13 protein-coding genes are annotated in these 17,537 nt (G+C 61.1%); 3 read left to right on the top strand and 10 right to left on the bottom strand.

Translation table 11 applies throughout. The features are described from left to right. Window positions 1–480 precede the first annotated feature (480 nt). From NA619_RS00970 to NA619_RS00935, 8 genes are all read right to left on the bottom strand, one after another. Window positions 481–1,059, bottom strand: a complete 579-nt coding sequence (locus tag NA619_RS00970; protein WP_255959086.1) for an ANTAR domain-containing response regulator — start codon at window positions 1,057–1,059, stop codon at window positions 481–483. A gap of 12 nt (window positions 1,060–1,071) precedes the next feature. After that, window positions 1,072–2,295 carry a CmpA/NrtA family ABC transporter substrate-binding protein gene (locus NA619_RS00965; protein WP_255959084.1) on the bottom strand — a complete coding sequence of 408 codons (1,224 nt, stop codon included), beginning with the start codon at window positions 2,293–2,295 and terminating at the stop codon, window positions 1,072–1,074. A gap of 155 nt (window positions 2,296–2,450) precedes the next feature. Next, on the bottom strand, window positions 2,451–4,073 hold the full coding sequence (locus NA619_RS00960; protein WP_255959082.1) for a BatD family protein: 1,623 nt from the start codon (window positions 4,071–4,073) through the stop codon (window positions 2,451–2,453). Then, on the bottom strand, window positions 4,070–5,812 hold the full coding sequence (locus tag NA619_RS00955) for a VWA domain-containing protein (RefSeq protein WP_255959080.1): 1,743 nt from the start codon (window positions 5,810–5,812) through the stop codon (window positions 4,070–4,072). The genes NA619_RS00960 and NA619_RS00955 overlap by 4 nt, the downstream gene beginning before the upstream one ends. After that, window positions 5,812–6,825: a vWA domain-containing protein gene (locus tag NA619_RS00950; protein WP_255959078.1), complete on the bottom strand. Its 1,014-nt coding sequence runs from the start codon at window positions 6,823–6,825 to the stop codon at window positions 5,812–5,814. The genes NA619_RS00955 and NA619_RS00950 overlap by 1 nt, the downstream gene beginning before the upstream one ends. Next, on the bottom strand, window positions 6,818–7,312 hold the full coding sequence (locus tag NA619_RS00945; protein ID WP_255959077.1) for a DUF4381 domain-containing protein: 495 nt from the start codon (window positions 7,310–7,312) through the stop codon (window positions 6,818–6,820). Before NA619_RS00945 ends, NA619_RS00950 begins: the two co-directional genes overlap by 8 nt. Continuing rightward, entirely contained in the window at window positions 7,309–8,277 is a 969-nt protein-coding gene (locus tag NA619_RS00940) for a DUF58 domain-containing protein (protein WP_255959075.1), read from the bottom strand. Before NA619_RS00940 ends, NA619_RS00945 begins: the two co-directional genes overlap by 4 nt. Next, window positions 8,277–9,236, bottom strand: a complete 960-nt coding sequence (locus NA619_RS00935) for an AAA family ATPase (RefSeq protein WP_255959074.1) — start codon at window positions 9,234–9,236, stop codon at window positions 8,277–8,279. The genes NA619_RS00940 and NA619_RS00935 overlap by 1 nt, the downstream gene beginning before the upstream one ends. Window positions 9,237–9,641: 405 nt before the next feature. Between NA619_RS00935 and NA619_RS00930 the strand changes: the two genes are divergently transcribed. Next, window positions 9,642–14,489: an NAD-glutamate dehydrogenase gene (locus tag NA619_RS00930; protein ID WP_255959072.1), complete on the top strand. Its 4,848-nt coding sequence runs from the start codon at window positions 9,642–9,644 to the stop codon at window positions 14,487–14,489. 145 nt (window positions 14,490–14,634) lie between these two features. Here NA619_RS00930 and NA619_RS00925 read toward each other — a convergent pair whose 3' ends face one another. Continuing rightward, window positions 14,635–15,549, bottom strand: coding sequence for a DUF6685 family protein (locus NA619_RS00925; RefSeq protein WP_255959070.1), 915 nt, complete (start codon window positions 15,547–15,549; stop codon window positions 14,635–14,637). Between the two features lie 167 nt (window positions 15,550–15,716). Between NA619_RS00925 and NA619_RS00920 the strand changes: the two genes are divergently transcribed. Then, window positions 15,717–15,941: a DUF2835 domain-containing protein gene (locus tag NA619_RS00920; protein ID WP_255959069.1), complete on the top strand. Its 225-nt coding sequence runs from the start codon at window positions 15,717–15,719 to the stop codon at window positions 15,939–15,941. Window positions 15,942–16,041: 100 nt separating this feature from the next. Continuing rightward, on the top strand, window positions 16,042–17,082 hold the full coding sequence (locus NA619_RS00915) for a quinone-dependent dihydroorotate dehydrogenase (protein ID WP_255959067.1): 1,041 nt from the start codon (window positions 16,042–16,044) through the stop codon (window positions 17,080–17,082). 86 nt (window positions 17,083–17,168) lie between these two features. Here NA619_RS00915 and rmf read toward each other — a convergent pair whose 3' ends face one another. Further along, window positions 17,169–17,384, bottom strand: a complete 216-nt coding sequence (gene rmf, locus NA619_RS00910; protein WP_082082129.1) for a ribosome modulation factor — start codon at window positions 17,382–17,384, stop codon at window positions 17,169–17,171. Window positions 17,385–17,537 lie beyond the last annotated feature (153 nt).

Raw genomic sequence — 17,537 nt, 5'->3', positions numbered from 1 at the left:
CGTGCTGTTCGGCGGGCGAACAAGTTCGCCCCTACAGGGGGACCGAGTGATAGCGGAGCCGAAGTGTCTATAGCGGCCGAATTTATTCGGCCGGGATGCGGGGTCGCTAGAGCAGGGCGGCGAATTGCTGCTCTGGCCACTCGTTCATCACGTGACCTGACCGGTCTCGATCGGCTCGATTGGGCGAACAAGTTCGCCCCTACATGGGAACCGAGTAATAGCGGAGCCGAAGTGTCTGTAGCGGCCGAATTTATTCGGCCAGATTGCGGGGTTCCGTCGGTCGCTGGAGCAGCGCGAATAGCTGCTCTGGCCACTCGTTCATCACGTGACCTGACCGGTCTCGATCGGCTCGATGGGGCGAACAAGTTAGCCCCTACATGGGGACCGAGTGACAGCCGAGCTGCAGTGATCGTAGCGGCCGAATTTATTCGGCCAGGACTTCGCCGATCCTCGGCGGCGTCGCTGAAGCAGTGGTACTAATCACTGGCCCAGCAGATCGTTCATCGCGATGATCTGCTCGGCCACCTGAATCAGTTTCTGCTGCCGGCTCATGGCCTGGCGGCGCATCAGGGTGTAGGCCTCTTCCTCGTTGCAGCTGCGCATCTTCATGAGCATGCCCTTGGCGAGCTCAATGCGCTTGCGCTCGACCAATTGCTGATCACGGGCGTGCAGTTGCGCACGAATCGCCTGATCGCTCTCGAAGCGAGCCATTGCGACATCGAGAATCGGTTTCAGGCGCTGGGCCTGGATGCCTTCGACGATGTAGGCGCTGACGCCTGCACGAATCGCCTGACGCATGGCATCGGGGTTGTTGTCGTCGGTGAACATGACGATGGGTCGTGGTTGGTCGCGGCTGACCATCACCACCTGCTCCATTACGTCGCGGCCGGGTGAGTCGGTATCGATCAGCACGACATCCGGGCGAACGGCCTCGACCCGCTCGGGAAGGTCGATGGTCAGACCGGATTCTTCGATGACCTCGAACCCGGCCTCGATCAGCGCGGTGCGAAGTCGGCCAACCTTGCGTGGCGTGTCGTCAATCAGGAGGACGCGAAGCATGGCTGTCTCCTCTCAGCAAGGCACGGAGGACATGGGGGCATCTGCCAGCGCGTGCAGGGCGAAACTGCGGGCGTAGGCTGCGGGATCGCTGCCATCCCAGTGGCTGCCATCCATCAGCAGGGCGCTGCGCATGAGTGAATCCGGTACTGGAATATTCAGAGCGGAGGCTGCGTCACGATACAGGCTGGTCTGCTGAACACTCTTGGCCACGGCGAGGTAATCCGGATCCTCACGTAACAGGCCCCAGCGCCGGAGCTGGGTCATGAACCACAGGCCGTCGGAGTGGTACGGCATGTTCACTTCGCCATCGCCAAAGAATCGCAGCGGATGTTTATCGAGCCAAGCATGGCCGAGGCCGTCTTCATATTGGCCGAGGAAGCGAGGCTCTATGGCGGTAACCGGCGCATTCACATACTCATGACCGGCGATCAGGTGAGCCGTGCTACGCCGGTTCTCCTGGCTTTGATCGATGAAACGGCTCGCCTCCAGGATCGCCATGATCAGCGCACGAGCAGTGTTTGGGTATTGCTCGACAAAGGCTCGGGTGCAGCCGAGCACCTTCTCAGGATGATCCGGCCAGATGGATTGGCTGGTCGCCAGCGTGAAACCCATGTCGTCCTGGATAGCTTGTGCGCCCCACGGCTCACCGGCACAGAAGCCGTCGATGCGTCGCGCCTGTAGATGAGCAACCATCTGTGAGGGGGGCACCACTAAGGTGCGCACGTCGTTCAGCGGATGGATGCCATATGCTGCCAGGTAGTAGTAAAGCCAGAGGGCATGGGTGCCAGTAGGAAACGTCTGGGCGAGGGTGATCTTTGCACCACTCTGGCGCACGCAGCGACCCAGCGCCTCCGGATCGGTCACGCCCGCCGCCCTGAGTGAACTGGACAGGCTGATGCTCTGGCCGTTTTGTGCCAAACCCATGAGGACTGCCATGTCCACCGGTGGGCTGCCGCCAATGCCCAGGTGGACGGCGTAGATCAGCCCATAGAGGCCGTGGGCAGCGTCCAGCTCACCTTCGATCAGCTTGTCGCGGATGTTCGACCATGACGTCTGCCGGTGCAGGTTCAGCGTCAGGCCATATGGCTGAGCGAAGCCCTGGGTGGCCGCGACGATCAGTGAGGCAGCGTCAGTGAGTGCCATGAACCCGAGGTTGACGACGTGCTTTTCGGGCGCATCGCTGCCAGCGACCCACGCCTGCGGATCGGGGCGGGGAGGGTTGTGGAGATCGGTCATGGAAAAGGAACCTTGTCATGCGGCGCACGCTTGATACATCACGGGCTGCGCTTGTTGATGATGGACAAGCCTGACGAAGCAAGCCACATGCCAAGGATTCTGCATTCGCTTTGCCGTAAGCCCACTCCGCCCGGAAGGTTGCGGCTGATTGCGCGTTAGCGAGGGTAAAGCGGAGGAAGGGTCGTCGCGTCCTGCTCGGTTTCGTCTGACTGGCGCGGCGGAAGTGTGCGAATGGCTTGCCAGAGTGCATCGCCCTGCCAGCGCTGCCCGGTTTCGCTGTAAAGCGCGCCGTTCAAGCCATCCAAGGCGTCGGACAACGGAACGAAGCGCGCGGCCATGTCGGCCAGCGTCTCGGGCTGTTGGCGCGCCCAGGCGTCGAGTGCGTGACGGGTCGCCTGGGTGTCGTTGGCCAGACAGGCACGTTTGAGGTCTTCCAGCAGGCTGCGAGGGGTTGGCCCCGCCTGGACCGTGCGGATCACTGCCGGCTGGCTGCGCGCCCTGAGCCAGAGACCGAAACCAAGCAGCGTCGTCAGCGCGAGCAGCGCACTGCTTAGCTGCCACGGCCACACCGGCCGCTGCTGGGCCTGTGGCAAGAGCGCGTCAGGCTCTTCTACGGCTGGTTGGGTCAGTTCCGGGTTATCCGCCACCTGAAGGATGCGCTCGGGCAGCGTGCTGCGCTCCAGCCTGTCTTCGGTGGTGTTCCACCAGACCAGCTCTACCGCGGGCAGCACGTAGTCGCCTGCCTGCGTCGCCACGAGCGCGTCACGCTGCTCCCGGCTTCCGCTCACTCCAGCGTCAGAGGCGGCGTCGTTCAGGCTCGGTTGATCGGGATATCGACGCAAGCCGGGAACGGTCGATTGCTCCAGCGGGGGCAATTGAGTGCTGGTGAGGCCATCGGCCTTGATCATCAGGCTGCGTGTCAGCGCTTCACCCAGCTGCGCATCCTGAGGCTGGGGGCTCCAGGCTTCGACCAGTGTTACGTCAGTCGCCGGCAGCCAGGGCGCATCTGCTGGGTAGTCAGCCGGCTTGGGCTTGACCTGTAAAGGGATCTCCGGGGATTTGACCTGCGTGGATTTACCGAAACGCGAGCCATAGTAGTCCCCATTCCCGGCAACCGTGGTGGCGCTGAATAGCTGAGCGGGGATGCTCAGCGCGCCGCTTTTCTGCGGGAACACCGCGTAACGGATTTCGATCACCCCATGACGGATGCCGTTGATGTCTTTTTCATAGGTTCGCGGTTCGCCCAGGCGTTCGACCAGTGCATCGCTCATCTGCAAGGGCGAAAGTGTGCTGTCGTCATAGAGCGATACGGAATGGTAGATGCGCAGGGTGAGCACGACCTGCGCTTGTACGTAGACGCTTTCGTGATCGAGGCTGGAATCGATGAATATCGGCGCCAGCTTGTCCCCGTCGTCGATGCCGGACTCGCTGACATTCAGCGTGATCGGCTCGCTGCGCCAGTCGCCCAGTTGCAGCGGCGGTATCACCACGTAACCGGTCTGTCTCGGCTGGAGCGTGATCAGCCACTGTGTGATCGCGCGAGCCTCACCGTTCGTGCCGCCAATCTGATTGGTCTGGCGGGTGCCGAACACCTTGAACAGGCTCTCGAGTGGCTGCAGATCCGGCTTTCCAAAGACCGTTGTGTCAGCTGTTTCGAGCGTCAACTCAACGGTTTCGTCGACGGTCAGCTGGGTGCGATCGACCCGTGCATTCAGTGTTGCAGCGCTTGCCTGAAGGCCGAGCAGGAGCAGCAACACCACAGTCATCAGCCGCATCATCTGTTCGATTCCTGGCGCTTGCGTTGTTCGTATAGAAACTTGCGGCGAAGCAACTCGCCGGGGTTGTCGGGGATCTTGCGCAGCCACTGGTTCATGGCCTGATCCTGCTCGGGATCGAAGGCCGCGTCCTGGGGCAGGGCGAGCGATTCCTCGTTTTCAGCTTGCTCATCTTCATCGATCGAGGCGGGTGCTTCGACAGGTTCTCCACGGGCGTTTTCGTCGTTCGTGCCTGGCTCTTGCTGGCCGGCGGCATCGGGGTCACGTTTCTGTTCAGCTGTCGAATCGGTGCTCGCCGCGCGCGGCTCAGAGGGCTTGGCATCCGTGGGTGCATCCTGGGCCTGCGGCTCATCTGCCGGTGACTCTTGCTCGGCCTGTTGCTGCCGCCGACGCAGGATCTCCTCGACAATGGTCTTGTTGCGCTGCGCAGACTCCAGATCGGGATCAAGCGCCAGGGCTTGCTCGTAGGCTTCGATGGCTGCTTCCAGGTCTTCAGTGCGCGCCAGCGCATTGCCGCGATTGTAGTGATCGGGCGCGGTATCGCCCTTGGCAAACTGCTTTGCCGCTTCGGCAAAGTTCCCGGCCAGGTAGTGGGCATAGCCCTGCCAGCGAGCGTCGTCGAATCGCTCTGCCGCTTCAGCGGGACGTTGGGACTCCAGCAAGCGGATACCTTGCTGATCACCGCGCAGCCAGAAATCCTCCAGGCTCAGCGCACTGGCTGGCTGCGGCATAACGAAGAGCAGCGGCAGGCAGAACAGCCAGCCGCGGCGCCCGGCAAATGCAGCCAGTAACAACAGCGGCAGCAGCAACCAGTAGCCCTGATCGAGCCGGCTGTCGAGTCGGGTCGAATCGTCCTCGTCGAGCAGCTCGCCGCTACGCTCCAGCAAGCCGAGTTTGCGCAGGTCGGCTTCGTCGATGCGCGCCCGCTGGTAACCACCTTCAATGCTGCTGGCGAAACGGCGTAGCGAGGCGTCGTCCAGTCGTGGAATCAGAATGGCCCCGGCAGGGTCCTTGAGGAAGCTGCCATCCTCTCTGGCAATGGGAGCACCCTGCGCTGTACCGACCCCCAGTATCAGCAGACGATGACCGCTGGCCTCGAGCGCCGTGCTGATAGCGCTGCGTTCCTCAGCGGTCAGGCTGCTTCCGATGAGCAGCAAGCGGCCACGTCCATTTGCCCCTCGCTGCAGCAATTCGATGCCGTGCGCTACCGCCAGGTCAGCGCGGTGACCCGCCTCCGGCATCAGGTCGGGTTGCAACGCATCAAGCAGATTTTGCGTGGTGGCAACATCGTTGGTCAGGGGCACCAGCGTATGTGCGCTACCTGCGAAGGCAACCACCGCCGTCTGCGCATCTTGCCGGGCCTGCAATAGATCGAGGATCTTGCGCTTTGCCTGCTCCAGGCGATTGGGGTTGGCGTCTGTGGCGAGCATCGCGGGCGTGGTATCGAGCAGCACGACCAGCGGATCGGCACGCGACACGCTGGGTTGTTCGACAAGCTCCCAACTCGGGCCCAGCAGCGCCAGCGTAGCCACGAGCCAGGCCAGACAGAGCAACAGCCAGGGTCTCCTGCTGTTGCGCAGCTTGCCGCGGGTCAGCAATGCGGTATGGAAGGCTTCAGGCAGGAGGCGTTGCCAGCGTCCGACCTGCCGTTGGCGATGCCAGAGCCGCCACAGAAGCCAGATCGGCAACGGCAGAATCAACAGCCAGTAAGGCCTCAGCAGATGCGGCAGTAGTTCGCTCATCACCGCTTGCCTCGGGTGGCCAGACGCTGCAGCTTGGGGTGCCAGAGGTTGTTCGCGACCAGCATCAGGCTGATCAGCAATGCTGCGGAGAGCGGCCAGACATAAAGTGCGTCGGCAATACGCGCCTGGGTCGGTTGCTGAGCCGCTGGTTCGAGTTCGTCGAGCATGGCGCCAATGTCTTCCAGCTCGCCGCTCGAGCGCGCCCTGAAATATCTGCCGCCTGTTTGATCGGCTATTGCTCGCAACGTCCTTTCGTCCAGCTCGGCGCCTGAGCTGAAGCCGAAGCGCTGAAGGACATTTTCAGCGTCGGCATCGGCCCCGATTCCGATGGTATGGATCTTGATCTTTTCCTGTGCAGCCAGCCGTGCTGCCAGCAGTGGCTCGATCTCGCCGCCGTTGCTGGCGCCGTCAGTGATCAACACCAACACCCGGCTCTCTGCCGGGCGGTCACGCAGGCGTTTGACGGCTAGGCCGATGGCGTCGCCGATTGCGGTGTTGCTCCCGGCAATGCCGATCACGGCCTCATCCAGCCATGTGCGAACGGTCTGGCGGTCGAAGGTTAGCGGTGCCTGGAGGTAGGCATTGCTACCAAACAGAATCAGCCCGACACGATCACCACGCCGCTCGGCGATGAAGTCGCCGAGCAGATGCTTGACCAGCTCCAGACGGCTGATTTCGTCGCCTTGCCATTGCATGTCCGGATAATCCATTGACCCCGAGACATCCACCGCGAGCAGCAGGTCCCGGCCGCTGGTTGGCAACGGCAGCGGTTCGCCAAGCCATTGCGGTCGTGCAGCGGCAAACAGCAACAGCAGCCAGATCACCAGGTACGGAAGCTGTTGTCGCCAGGACGGCAGCGCTACGACTGCCCGACGGCCGACAAGCGTTTCCAGCTCACCGAGAAAGCTGACTTTCAAAGCGGAATCACCGCTATCGGCGGCCGGCAGCACCCAGCGCAAGATCCACGGCAGTGGCAGCAACAGGAAGATCCAGGGCCATGCCAGCTCAAACATGTTTGCGAATCCAGATCTGTATGGATTGCTCGAGCCCCTGGATCGCTTTGTCATCGAGCCTGCATTCGGCCCGGTACACCCCTTCGACCAGTACCATCCAGCGCGTCAGGCCGGCCGCAGGGCAACGACTGTCGAGAAAAGCCAACCAGCCGCGACCACTGAGAGTGTGAGGGTTGTCGCCCGGATAGCGGGTACGGCACAGGCGCTTGAGCAAGCCATTCAATTGCTGCAGCCACTGGTTGGCCGGCTGTCCGCCGTAAGGTTTGTGCAGCTGCGCCAGCTCGTCGAGTGCGGCCTGGCGTTGAGGGTCTATTGCCGCTTCGCTCGGTTGCGTCTGCTCCCGGCGCTTGCGCTGCCAGGGCTTCAAGCGCAGCACGAGCACGATGGCCAGAATCAGTGCGGCAAGGAACCACCAGCCTGGCGCTGGAGGCCAGGCACTTATCGGGGCGGGTGCAATCATGGGTTCAAGCTGGTCGAGCGAACTCATCGAGTCGCTCCGGGATGCTGCACGTTAAGGTGCTCTCGCAGCTGATCGACAAGATCGCGCTGGGTGTCCAACGGCATCAATGGCAGACGAAGCCGGTCAGCCAGGCGCCGCCAGCGAGCCGTGCGTGCTTCGGCTTGCTGGCGATAAGTCTGGCGTACAGACGCGTCATGGCAGTCTAGCTCCAGCCTGGCACCGAACTGGGCAAAGCGCAGCAGGCCGGCAGCGGGCAATGCGTGGTCGAGCGGGTCGTGTACGGGCACCAGCAACAGATCAACATGACGGGCCAGCAGTGTCAGTTGTTGCTCGGCTGCATCACTCAGCGCGCGTTCGTCGCAGATCACCACGGCAAGGCTGCCGGGCCGCAGCGCCTCGCGGGCACGTCTGAGAGCCAGACCAAAGGCCTCCAAATCGACGCTTTGGTCGGTATCAAGGCCAGCGCTGGCACGGGCCAGACGGTCGAGCAGTTGCAGCAGGCTCTGCTTGCTGCGCCGGGGTTTGATCTCATGCAGCTCACCGTGGCCGAAAACCAGCCCGCCGACTCGGTCGTTGTGGCTCAGTGCGGCCCAGCCGACAAGGCTGGCAACGCGGGCGGCGACTACCGATTTGAAGGCCAGCCCGCTACCAAAGAACAAACGGGGGCTCTGCTCCACAAGAATGTAGATGGGCCGCTCGCGCTCTTCGTGAAACAGCTTGGTATGGGGCTCCTGAGTGCGCGCCGTCACTCGCCAGTCGATGGTACGAACGTCGTCTCCGGCCTGGTAGATACGGACCTGATCGAAGTCGACCCCGCGCCCTCGGAGCTTCGAGTGATGCAGGCCAACCAGCGGGCTGCGGCGGTTCGGGCTGGAGAAAAGAGGGACTTCACGAACCCGATGACGCATGTCGATCAATTCGGCCAGACTCACCTGAACGCCATTGCCTGGCGCTGGCGCAGCATGGCCGGGGGCCGTCGAGGTGGGGGCCATCAGGCCACCGCCACCACATCAAGGATGCGTTGCAATACACGATCCTGGTCGATGCCAGCTGCCTCCGCTTCGAATGACAGAATCAGACGATGGCGTAGCACGTCGAACAGCATAGCCTGGATATCTTCAGGACTGACGAAATCACGACCGGCAAGCCAGGCATGGGCGCGGGCGCAGCGATCCAGCGAGATAGACCCACGCGGGCTTGCGCCATAGGCGATCCACCCAGCCAGCTCGGCGTCGAACTTGGCCGGCGTGCGCGTCGCCATGACCAGCTGCACCAGATACTCCTCAACCGCATCGGCCATGTACAGACCAAGGATTTCCTTGCGCGCGGCGAATATCGCCTGTTGCGACACACGGTGCTCGGGCGGCGTTTCGCCGTTGATGGCCTCGCCTCGGGCCTGTTGAAGGATGCGCCGTTCCACCGAGGCATCGGGAAAACCCAACTTCACGTGTAGCAAAAAGCGGTCGAGCTGCGCCTCGGGGAGCGGGTAGGTGCCTTCCTGTTCGATGGGGTTCTGCGTGGCCATTACGAGAAACAGCGGCGACAGGTCATAGGTGCTTCGGCCGACGCTGACCTGCCGTTCGGCCATGGCCTCGAGCAGAGCCGACTGGACTTTGGCCGGCGCTCTGTTGATTTCGTCGGCGAGCACGAGATTATGAAAGATCGGCCCTTGCTGGAAGACGAAGCTGCCTGTTTCCGGACGATAGATCTCGGTGCCGGTGATGTCCGCCGGGAGTAGATCCGGCGTGAACTGGATGCGGTGAAATTCGGCCTCGATGCCGCCGGCCAGCTCCTTGATAGCCCGAGTCTTGGCCAGACCCGGTGCACCTTCCACCAGCAGATGACCATCGGCGAGCAGGGCAATGAGCAGCCGTTCGATCAGCCGTTCCTGGCCAAGAATCTGGGTTGAAAGAAACTGTCGTAGCGCGACTATCGCTTCACGGTGGTCCATCGCTGAGCTCTTCTGAAGGGGCGTGTCGGGGCGAGTGCCCGACGGGCGTGACTTTAATTCATTTGCCGTTGCACAGGCTATGAGCGGCTCTGCAAGTTCGGTCAGATGTAGCGCTTGCTTGGGGCAGCTGCGAGCGCTTGAAATGGGCGATTCCGGCCTGTGTGGCTGGCGCTTGAGCGGGTTGGGCTAAAGTCTGTAGGCAGGGGCTTCTGATGGCATGGACAAATGTTCGCAATCTTCCTCGGATTAAATGTGACTGCCAGGTCTCGGGGGGCGCCAGATAACCGTAGGGTCGCGTTCAAGCAATCGGTGATCTGCTTAACTGACGTGGAACTTCCACGTTGCGTTGCCAGTCAGCTGCCGCGACTGCCTTAGTCGAATTCCAAGCCAGAATGGAGCGAAAAAATGGCGTTCTTTACAGCTGCCAGCAAAGCCGACTTTCAGCAACAACTGCAAGCGGCACTAGCGCAGCATGTCGACGAAAAACTTCTGCCACAAGTGGGACTTTTCGCCGAGCAATTCTTCGGGATCGTGGCGCTGCCCGAACTCACCGAACGACGCATGACCGACCTAGTAGGCTCGACACTCGCCAGCTGGCGCGTTCTGGAGCGATTCGACCCGGGCAATCCCGAGGTCCACGTTTTCAACCCTGATTATGAAAAGCATGGCTGGCAGTCGACCCACAGTGTGGTCGAAGTGCTGCATCCGGACATGCCGTTTCTCGTCGACTCGGTCCGCATGGAGCTGACCCGCCGCGGTTATGCGATCCACACGCTGCAGAACAGTGTCCTGCAGGTTCGTCGGGACGCGGACGGCAGTCTGGTCGAACTCCTGCCTAAAGGCAGCACGGCCGATGACAGCAAAGCCGAGTCGCTGATCTTCGTGGAGATAGACCGTTGCGCCAGTGCCGCTGCCTTGCGCGAACTGGAGCAATCGTTACTCGGCGTGCTGGCTGAAGTACGCCTGGCCGTGACCGACTTTCCGGCCATGCGGGCCAAGGCGGAAGAGCACCACGCCCGTCTTGGCACGCTGCAGCAGGAGGAGGACGCCCAAGTCGCCGAAAGCATGGATTTCATGCGTTGGCTGGCAGACGATCATTTCACGTTCCTGGGCTACGAAGAGTTCACCGTCGTCGATCAGGGAGAGGGCGGGCGCATCATTTATGACGAGTCTTCGCTGCTCGGCTTGTCGCGCATCTTGCGCACGGGTCTTGAGGAAGACGATCAGCTCATCCCCGCCCCTGCACTGGCTTACCTGCGTGAGCCCTTGCTGCTGTCCTTCGCCAAGGCCGCGACGCCGAGCCGGGTACACCGCCCGGCCTATCCGGATTTCGTGTCGATCCGTCAGTTCGACGAGCAGGGACGTGTTGTCAAGGAATGCCGCTTCCTCGGGCTGTTCACCTCTTCGGTTTACACTCAGAGCGTGCGTCGAATTCCCTACATCCGCAGCAAAGTGGCAGAAGTCGTCAAGCGTTCGCAGTTCGATGATTCGGCGCACCTGGCCAAGGAGCTGACGCAGGTCCTCGAAGTACTGCCGCGCGATGAACTGTTCCAGATGACGCTCGATCAGCTGTTCAACACCGCTATCGCAATCGTGCAAATCCAGGAACGCAACAAACTGCGTCTGTTCATGCGTACCGATCCCTACGGCCGCTTCTGCTATTGCCTGGCCTACGTACCGCGCGACAGCTACTCGACCGAGACCCGCTTGCGTATCCAGCAGGTACTGGTGGATCGTCTGGAAGCCAGCGGCTGTGAGTTCTCGACGTATTTCTCCGAGTCCGTGCTGATCCGGGTGCAATTCATTCTGCGTCTGGATCCAAACAAGCAGGTGTCGTTCGATCCGGTGCAACTGGAAAACGAAGTGGTTCAGGCCTGCCGGACCTGGCAGGACGATTACACCAGTGTGGTCGTCGAGCGCTTCGGCGAAGGGCAGGGCACCGGGATTCTGGCGGACTTCCCAAAAGGCTTCCCCGCTGGATACCGCGAACGCTTTGCGCCGCATTCGGCAGCGGTGGACATGCAGCACGTGCTCAGCCTCAGTGAAGAGCGTCCGCTGGTAATGAGTTTCTACCAGCCGATCACGGCTGTAGAGAATCGTCTGCATTGCAAGCTCTACCACATGAACACGCCGCTGCCGCTCTCGGACATGCTGCCGATCCTGGAAAACCTGGGGCTGCGCGTACTCGGTGAATTCCCCTTCTACCTGCGTCGCAAGGATGGCTGCGAGTACTGGATTCACGATTTCGCCTTCACCTATGCCGAAGGGCTTGAAATCGATCTGATGGAGATCAACGAGCCGCTGCAGGATGCATTCATTGCCATCCACAACGGCCAGGCGGAAAACGACGCTTTCAACCGATTGGTGCTGACGGCGGGTCTGACCTGGCGCGAAGTGGCGCTGCTGCGGGCCTACGGCCGTTACCTCAAGCAGATCCGCATGGGCTTCGATCTGGGCTACATCGCCAGCGCCTTGCTCAATCACACCGAGATCGCGCGCGAGCTGGTCCGCCTGTTCAAGATGCGCTTCTATCTCGCCCGCAAGCTTGGCGAGGAAGACCTCGCTGACAAGCAGGCTCGCCTCGAGCAGGCAATCATCACGGCGCTGGACGACGTTGCAGTGCTCAACGAAGACCGCATCCTGCGGCGCTATCTGGCGTTGATCAAAGCGACCCTGAGGACCAACTTCTATCAGACCGATGCCAGCGGCAAGCTGAAGAGCTACTTCAGCTTCAAGCTCGATCCGCGGTCCATTCCGGAAATGCCACGTCCGGCGCCAAAGTTCGAGATCTTCGTGTACTCGCCGCGGGTCGAAGGTGTGCATCTGCGTGGTGGCAAGGTGGCGCGTGGTGGGTTGCGCTGGTCCGACCGCGAGGAGGATTACCGCACCGAGGTGCTGGGTCTGGTCAAAGCGCAGCAGGTCAAGAACGCCATCATCGTGCCCGGCGGAGCGAAGGGCGGCTTCGTGCCCCGCCGGCTGCCGACCAGTGGTTCGCGAGACGAGGTGCTGGCTGAAGGTATCGCCTGCTACCGGATCTTCATCAGCGGGCTGTTGGATATCACCGATAACCTCAAGGACGGGCAGGTCGTTCCGCCGACCAACGTTCTGCGCTACGACGAGGATGATCCCTATCTAGTGGTTGCCGCCGACAAAGGCACTGCAACGTTCTCCGATATCGCCAACGGCATTGCGGCCGAGTATGACTTCTGGCTCGGCGATGCTTTCGCCTCAGGCGGATCGGCTGGTTACGATCACAAGAAGATGGGCATCACCGCCAAGGGCGCGTGGGTATCGGTACAGCGCCACTTCCGTGAGCGCGGTATAGACGTTCAGCGCGACATCATCAGCGTGATCGGCATCGGTGATATGGCCGGTGACGTGTTTGGCAACGGCCTGCTCATGTCCGAGACCCTGCAGCTGGTCGCCGCCTTCAACCATCTGCACATCTTCATCGATCCTAACCCTGACGCCGCGCGTAGCTTTGTCGAGCGAAAGCGCCTGTTCGAATTGCCGCGGTCTTCGTGGACCGATTACGACGCGTCGTTGATCTCCGCCGGTGGTGGAGTGTTCCCGCGCTCGGCAAAGCGCATCGCGATCACACCGCAGATGAAGGAACGATTCGATATCGAGGCCGATCACCTGACCCCGGCGGAGCTGATACATGCACTGCTAAAGGCGCCGGTGGACCTGCTCTGGAACGGCGGTATCGGCACCTATGTGAAAAGCACGTCGGAAAGCCATGCGGATGTCGGCGACAAGGCCAACGACATTCTGCGGGTCAACGGCAACGAGTTGCGGGCAAAGGTCATTGGCGAGGGCGGCAACCTCGGCATCACCCAGTTGGGGCGCGTCGAGTACTGCCTGCATGGCGGGGCAGCTAATACAGACTTCATCGACAACGCCGGCGGCGTGAACTGCTCCGACCATGAGGTCAACATCAAGATCCTGCTCAACGAAATCGTTAGCGCCGGAGACATGACTGGCAAACAGCGCGATCAGTTGCTGTTCGACATGACGGATGCGGTTGGCGAGTTGGTTCTGCATGACAACTACAAGCAGACTCAGGCGCTGTCTCAGGCCGAACACCGCGCACGCGAAGGTGGGGCTGAATATAAGCGCCTGATCAATTCTCTTGAGTCTGCGGGCTTGCTGGATCGTGCCCTTGAATTCCTGCCAGGTGACGACGCGCTGGCCGAGCGTGCATCGCTGGGCAAGGGGCTGACGCGTGCCGAGCTGTCAGTGCTGATCTCGTATAGCAAGATCGATCTCAAGGAGGCGCTGCTGCAATCGCGCGTGCCGGACGATGACTATCTTGCACGGGAAATGGAGAGCGCCTTCCCGCAGCTGCTGGCTGAGCAGTATCGCCCGTCCATGCTGCAGCATCGACTCAAGCGCGAGATCGTCAGCACTCAGATCGCCAACGATCTGATCAACAACATGGGTATCACTTTCGTTCAGCGACTCAGAGAAGCCACTGGGCTAAGTGCGGCCAACGTTGCCGGTGCCTATGTAATCGTGCGTGACATATTCCATCTGCCTCACTGGTTCCGTCAGATCGAGGCGCTGGATTACAAAGTGCCTGCCGAACTTCAGCTCAATCTCATGAACGAGCTGATGCGCCTCGGGCGTCGGGCGACGCGCTGGTTCTTGCGCAATCGTCGCAATGAGCTGGATGCCGCGCGTGACGTTGGGCATTTCGGGCCTCGTGTCGCCGCGCTCGGCTTGAAACTCGACTCCTTGCTTCAAGGTGGTACACGTGAGCTGTGGCAGGCACGTTACGAGCGTTATACCGAAGCAGGTGTGCCCGAGTTGCTGGCGCGAATGGTGGCGGGTACCAATCACCTCTATACGTTGCTGCCAATTCTGGAGGCCGCTGATGAAACTGGTCAGCCCCCGGCAGACGTGGCTGCAGCCTATTTCGCCGTAGGCGGCGCGCTGGAACTGCCTTGGTATCTGCAGCAGGTGACTAGCTTGCCGGTTGAGAACAACTGGCAGGCGCTGGCACGGGAAAGCTTCCGCGATGACCTGGACAGTCAGCAACGGGCCATAACGGTGTCTGTGCTGCAGATGAGCGATGCGCCTGAAGATCTGGATGCTCGTGTTCAGCTGTGGCTGGAGCAGCGGGAATACCAGGTTGAGCGCTGGCGGCGAATGCTGGTCGAATTGCGCAGCGCGAGCGGTGTGGACTACGCGATGTATGCTGTCGCCGGTCGTGAACTGCAGGACCTGGCGATGGAAAGCGCGCGACGCTAGTGCAACAGCCGCCGGGTAACCGGCGGCTGATCCGTCGAGTCGAGACGCCGGTGCTTACGCACCGGCGTTTTTTTTCGTTCTGTAAAATTTGGGAGGGAGAGCGAGTCGACGCGTATGTGGAATACGTCGAAATCGTTAAGGGTGCTTACAGCGTTCTGTTGCCGAGTCGAAACCGGGTGATCTGGGGGAGGTCGCGCAGATAGCGAACCATGTCCGGAGCACCCGCAAGCTTGAGCCCTTCGCCCAGCGCGCTGGCGGCAGGCTGACGTTTATCCAGCAGCAGCAGTTCGGAGTTGTTGGCATTGCGTAGAAGGGTCAGGCGGGCATAAGGAATCTTTGCTTCGAGCAGCAGCCCCATGAATTCTCGATCACTCCACGCCTGCGCGGGCATCGTCACGGCGTGGTACTCGTTGTCGAGCGCTTGGAGGCCTGATGCGTCGAGACGGTAATCGGTCAGTTCGCACGGCAGATTGACTTCAAGGCCGCGCAGTCGCGCATAGGCGATGGCGCAGGCGAAGGCTTCTGCGTGGTGCTCGCCTGACCAGTAGAGGCGTTCGCCGAGCCAGCTGGCCTGACGCACATCGATTGGCCCCATGGAGCCGAAATCGGGCAGCGCAGAGCTGATGGTGCGTACGAAATCCTTATAACTGATCACGCGTAGCTGGCGGCAGGCAGGCGTGGCGGCGAAGGATTCAAAGGTGGGATATGTGGCTCCGTCAGCGCTCTGCCCACCGAGACCGTCGATCTGCCGAAGGTCAAGTGCCGCATGAGTGCTCTGCTCCTGACGTACGAGCCGGGTCAGAGCGGCACGAGCTCTGGCCTTGTCTTCCTGGATCGGGCCCGATAGCGCGCTTCTTGGAAGGTCGACGAATCGCTGTAAACATGGGCCGTCGTGCCAGTAGATGCTCGGCGCCGGCTCTGAGAGCGGCGCGAACGGCAATCTGATCTGGCTGGCCTGCTCGAGGGCCTGACGCGGGGATCTACCGGTCAGTCCAAGGCGCTGAGCAAGTCTGGCGATTCGAGAGGTCACGAGTGGCATCGGCTCGGGCAGGCTCATCATAGTGAGTGAGCACGTGGGGCAACGAACGGAGTGTGGCAGAGCTGAGGAAGCTGCGCACCGTATTTGCCGGGGTTTTGATCCTGGATCACAAGCTTGAAGGCCAGTGGTCGAACACGGGTGCAGGGCCGATATGGCAAAATCGTTGCGCTGATCATTGAGGAGCCTCCATGCCAAGCCTCGTACTGGATATTGCACTGCCCGCCGAAAAACTACTGGCGGTTTATCAAGGGCGCGCTAATCGTATCCTGATCAAGAGCCGGGAAGGGACGAGCGTCAGCCTGCCGGCACATCATCTGCGACCCTTTCTGACAACGGCTGGAGTGTTTGGTTCATTCGAGCTGGAGTTCGCGCCTGAAGGCAAGCTGGTTCGCTTGCGTCGGATCAGTTCATAGCTGGTGCTGTTCGAATGCGCCGGCAGCGTTCCGCCAACGCTGAGAATAGCGCCCGCCTGCTATACTCTCGCGCCACACTTTCCCAGGATCTAGGCTGCGTATGTATAACCTGGCCCGCCAGCTGCTTTTCAAGTTCACTCCCGAGACAGCACACGAGCTATCGCTCGATCTAATTGGTGCAGGCGGCCGCCTGGGACTCAATGCCCTGCTCGGCAAGGCGCCGGCAAGCCTGCCAGTGCGGGTGATGGGGCTTGAATTTCCCAACCCGGTGGGGCTGGCCGCGGGCCTGGACAAGAATGGCGAGGCGATCTGCGGGATGTCACAGTTGGGGTTCGGATTTGTCGAGGTCGGGACGGTAACGCCCAGGCCGCAGCCGGGTAATCCCAAACCTCGTATCTTCCGTCTTCCCGAAGCCGAGGCCATCATCAACCGCATGGGCTTCAACAACCATGGTGTCGATGCCTTGCTGGAGCGCGTTGATGCGGCCCGTTTCAAAGGTGTCCTCGGAATCAATATCGGCAAAAACTTCGATACGCCAGTCGACCGCGCCCAGGACGATTATCTGCTCTGCCTCGACAAGGTTTATCACCAGGCCAGTTATGTGACGGTCAATGTCAGTTCGCCCAACACGCCAGGCCTTCGCAGTTTGCAGTTCGGCGATTCTCTAAAACAGTTGCTCGATGCAATCGGCCAGCGTCGCGAAGAACTAGAAGTGCTGCATGGCAAACGAGTGCCACTGGCCATCAAGATCGCGCCAGACATGACCGATGAAGAAATCACGCTCGTTGCGGAATCCGTCTTTCAGGCAGGGATGGACGCCATCATCGCCACCAACACGACCCTTGGTCGAGAAGGTGTCGCTGGTCTCGCCAATGCCGATGAGGCGGGCGGGCTGTCCGGTTCGCCTGTTCGTGAAAAGAGTACCCATACTGTCCGGGTGCTCGCTCAGACGCTGAACGGGCGTCTTCCGATCATTGCCGTTGGCGGTATCACTGAAGGGCGCCATGCGGCGGAGAAGATCGAGGCTGGTGCGACTCTGGTGCAGCTGTATACCGGCTTCATCTATAAAGGTCCGGCATTGATCCGCGAGGCAGTGGATGCGATCGCTGCGCTGCAGTCTCGCAAGGATGTGATTGGTTGATTGCCCGGAGGGGCTCCCTTTGGGAGCCCCGGGCTTCAAGCCCGCCGCCCGGTTGGGGCGTGCCATTTGAAGTCGGTTAGATTGTGTCAGCCGACTGCGTGGAGTTCGTTTAATCGATGAATACCGGCCGCGCCAGTCAGGCCGTCCCAATTGTCGCCGCGACCCTCCCGCCAGCCGTTAATCCAGGCTTGGCGTACCTCGGGATGAGAAAAAGGACATAGGTCGCGAGATTTACCGTGTATGCCATGCTGATAACCGCGTAGAAATGCTCGTTCCATCGGATCACGCTTGAGTCTTCTCATTGGGTATTGCCCTCAGTGGTTGACTGGTGTTCCTGTTGACCTCAAGTCGAGGTCGGCAGATAGACTGCCAACGAAGCCCGCTGCCGGCGTGGCGGGTTCTGCCGAACATCGTTGCGATGCCGGGCTGAGTCGAGTTCTAACTCAAAAACTTCC

This window comes from Stutzerimonas stutzeri (assembly GCF_024448895.1).
GTDB classification, from domain to species: domain Bacteria; phylum Pseudomonadota; class Gammaproteobacteria; order Pseudomonadales; family Pseudomonadaceae; genus Stutzerimonas; species Stutzerimonas stutzeri_Q.
The sequence above is the reverse complement of the archived record's forward strand: the minus strand, read 5'-3'. Positions and strand labels throughout refer to the sequence as shown.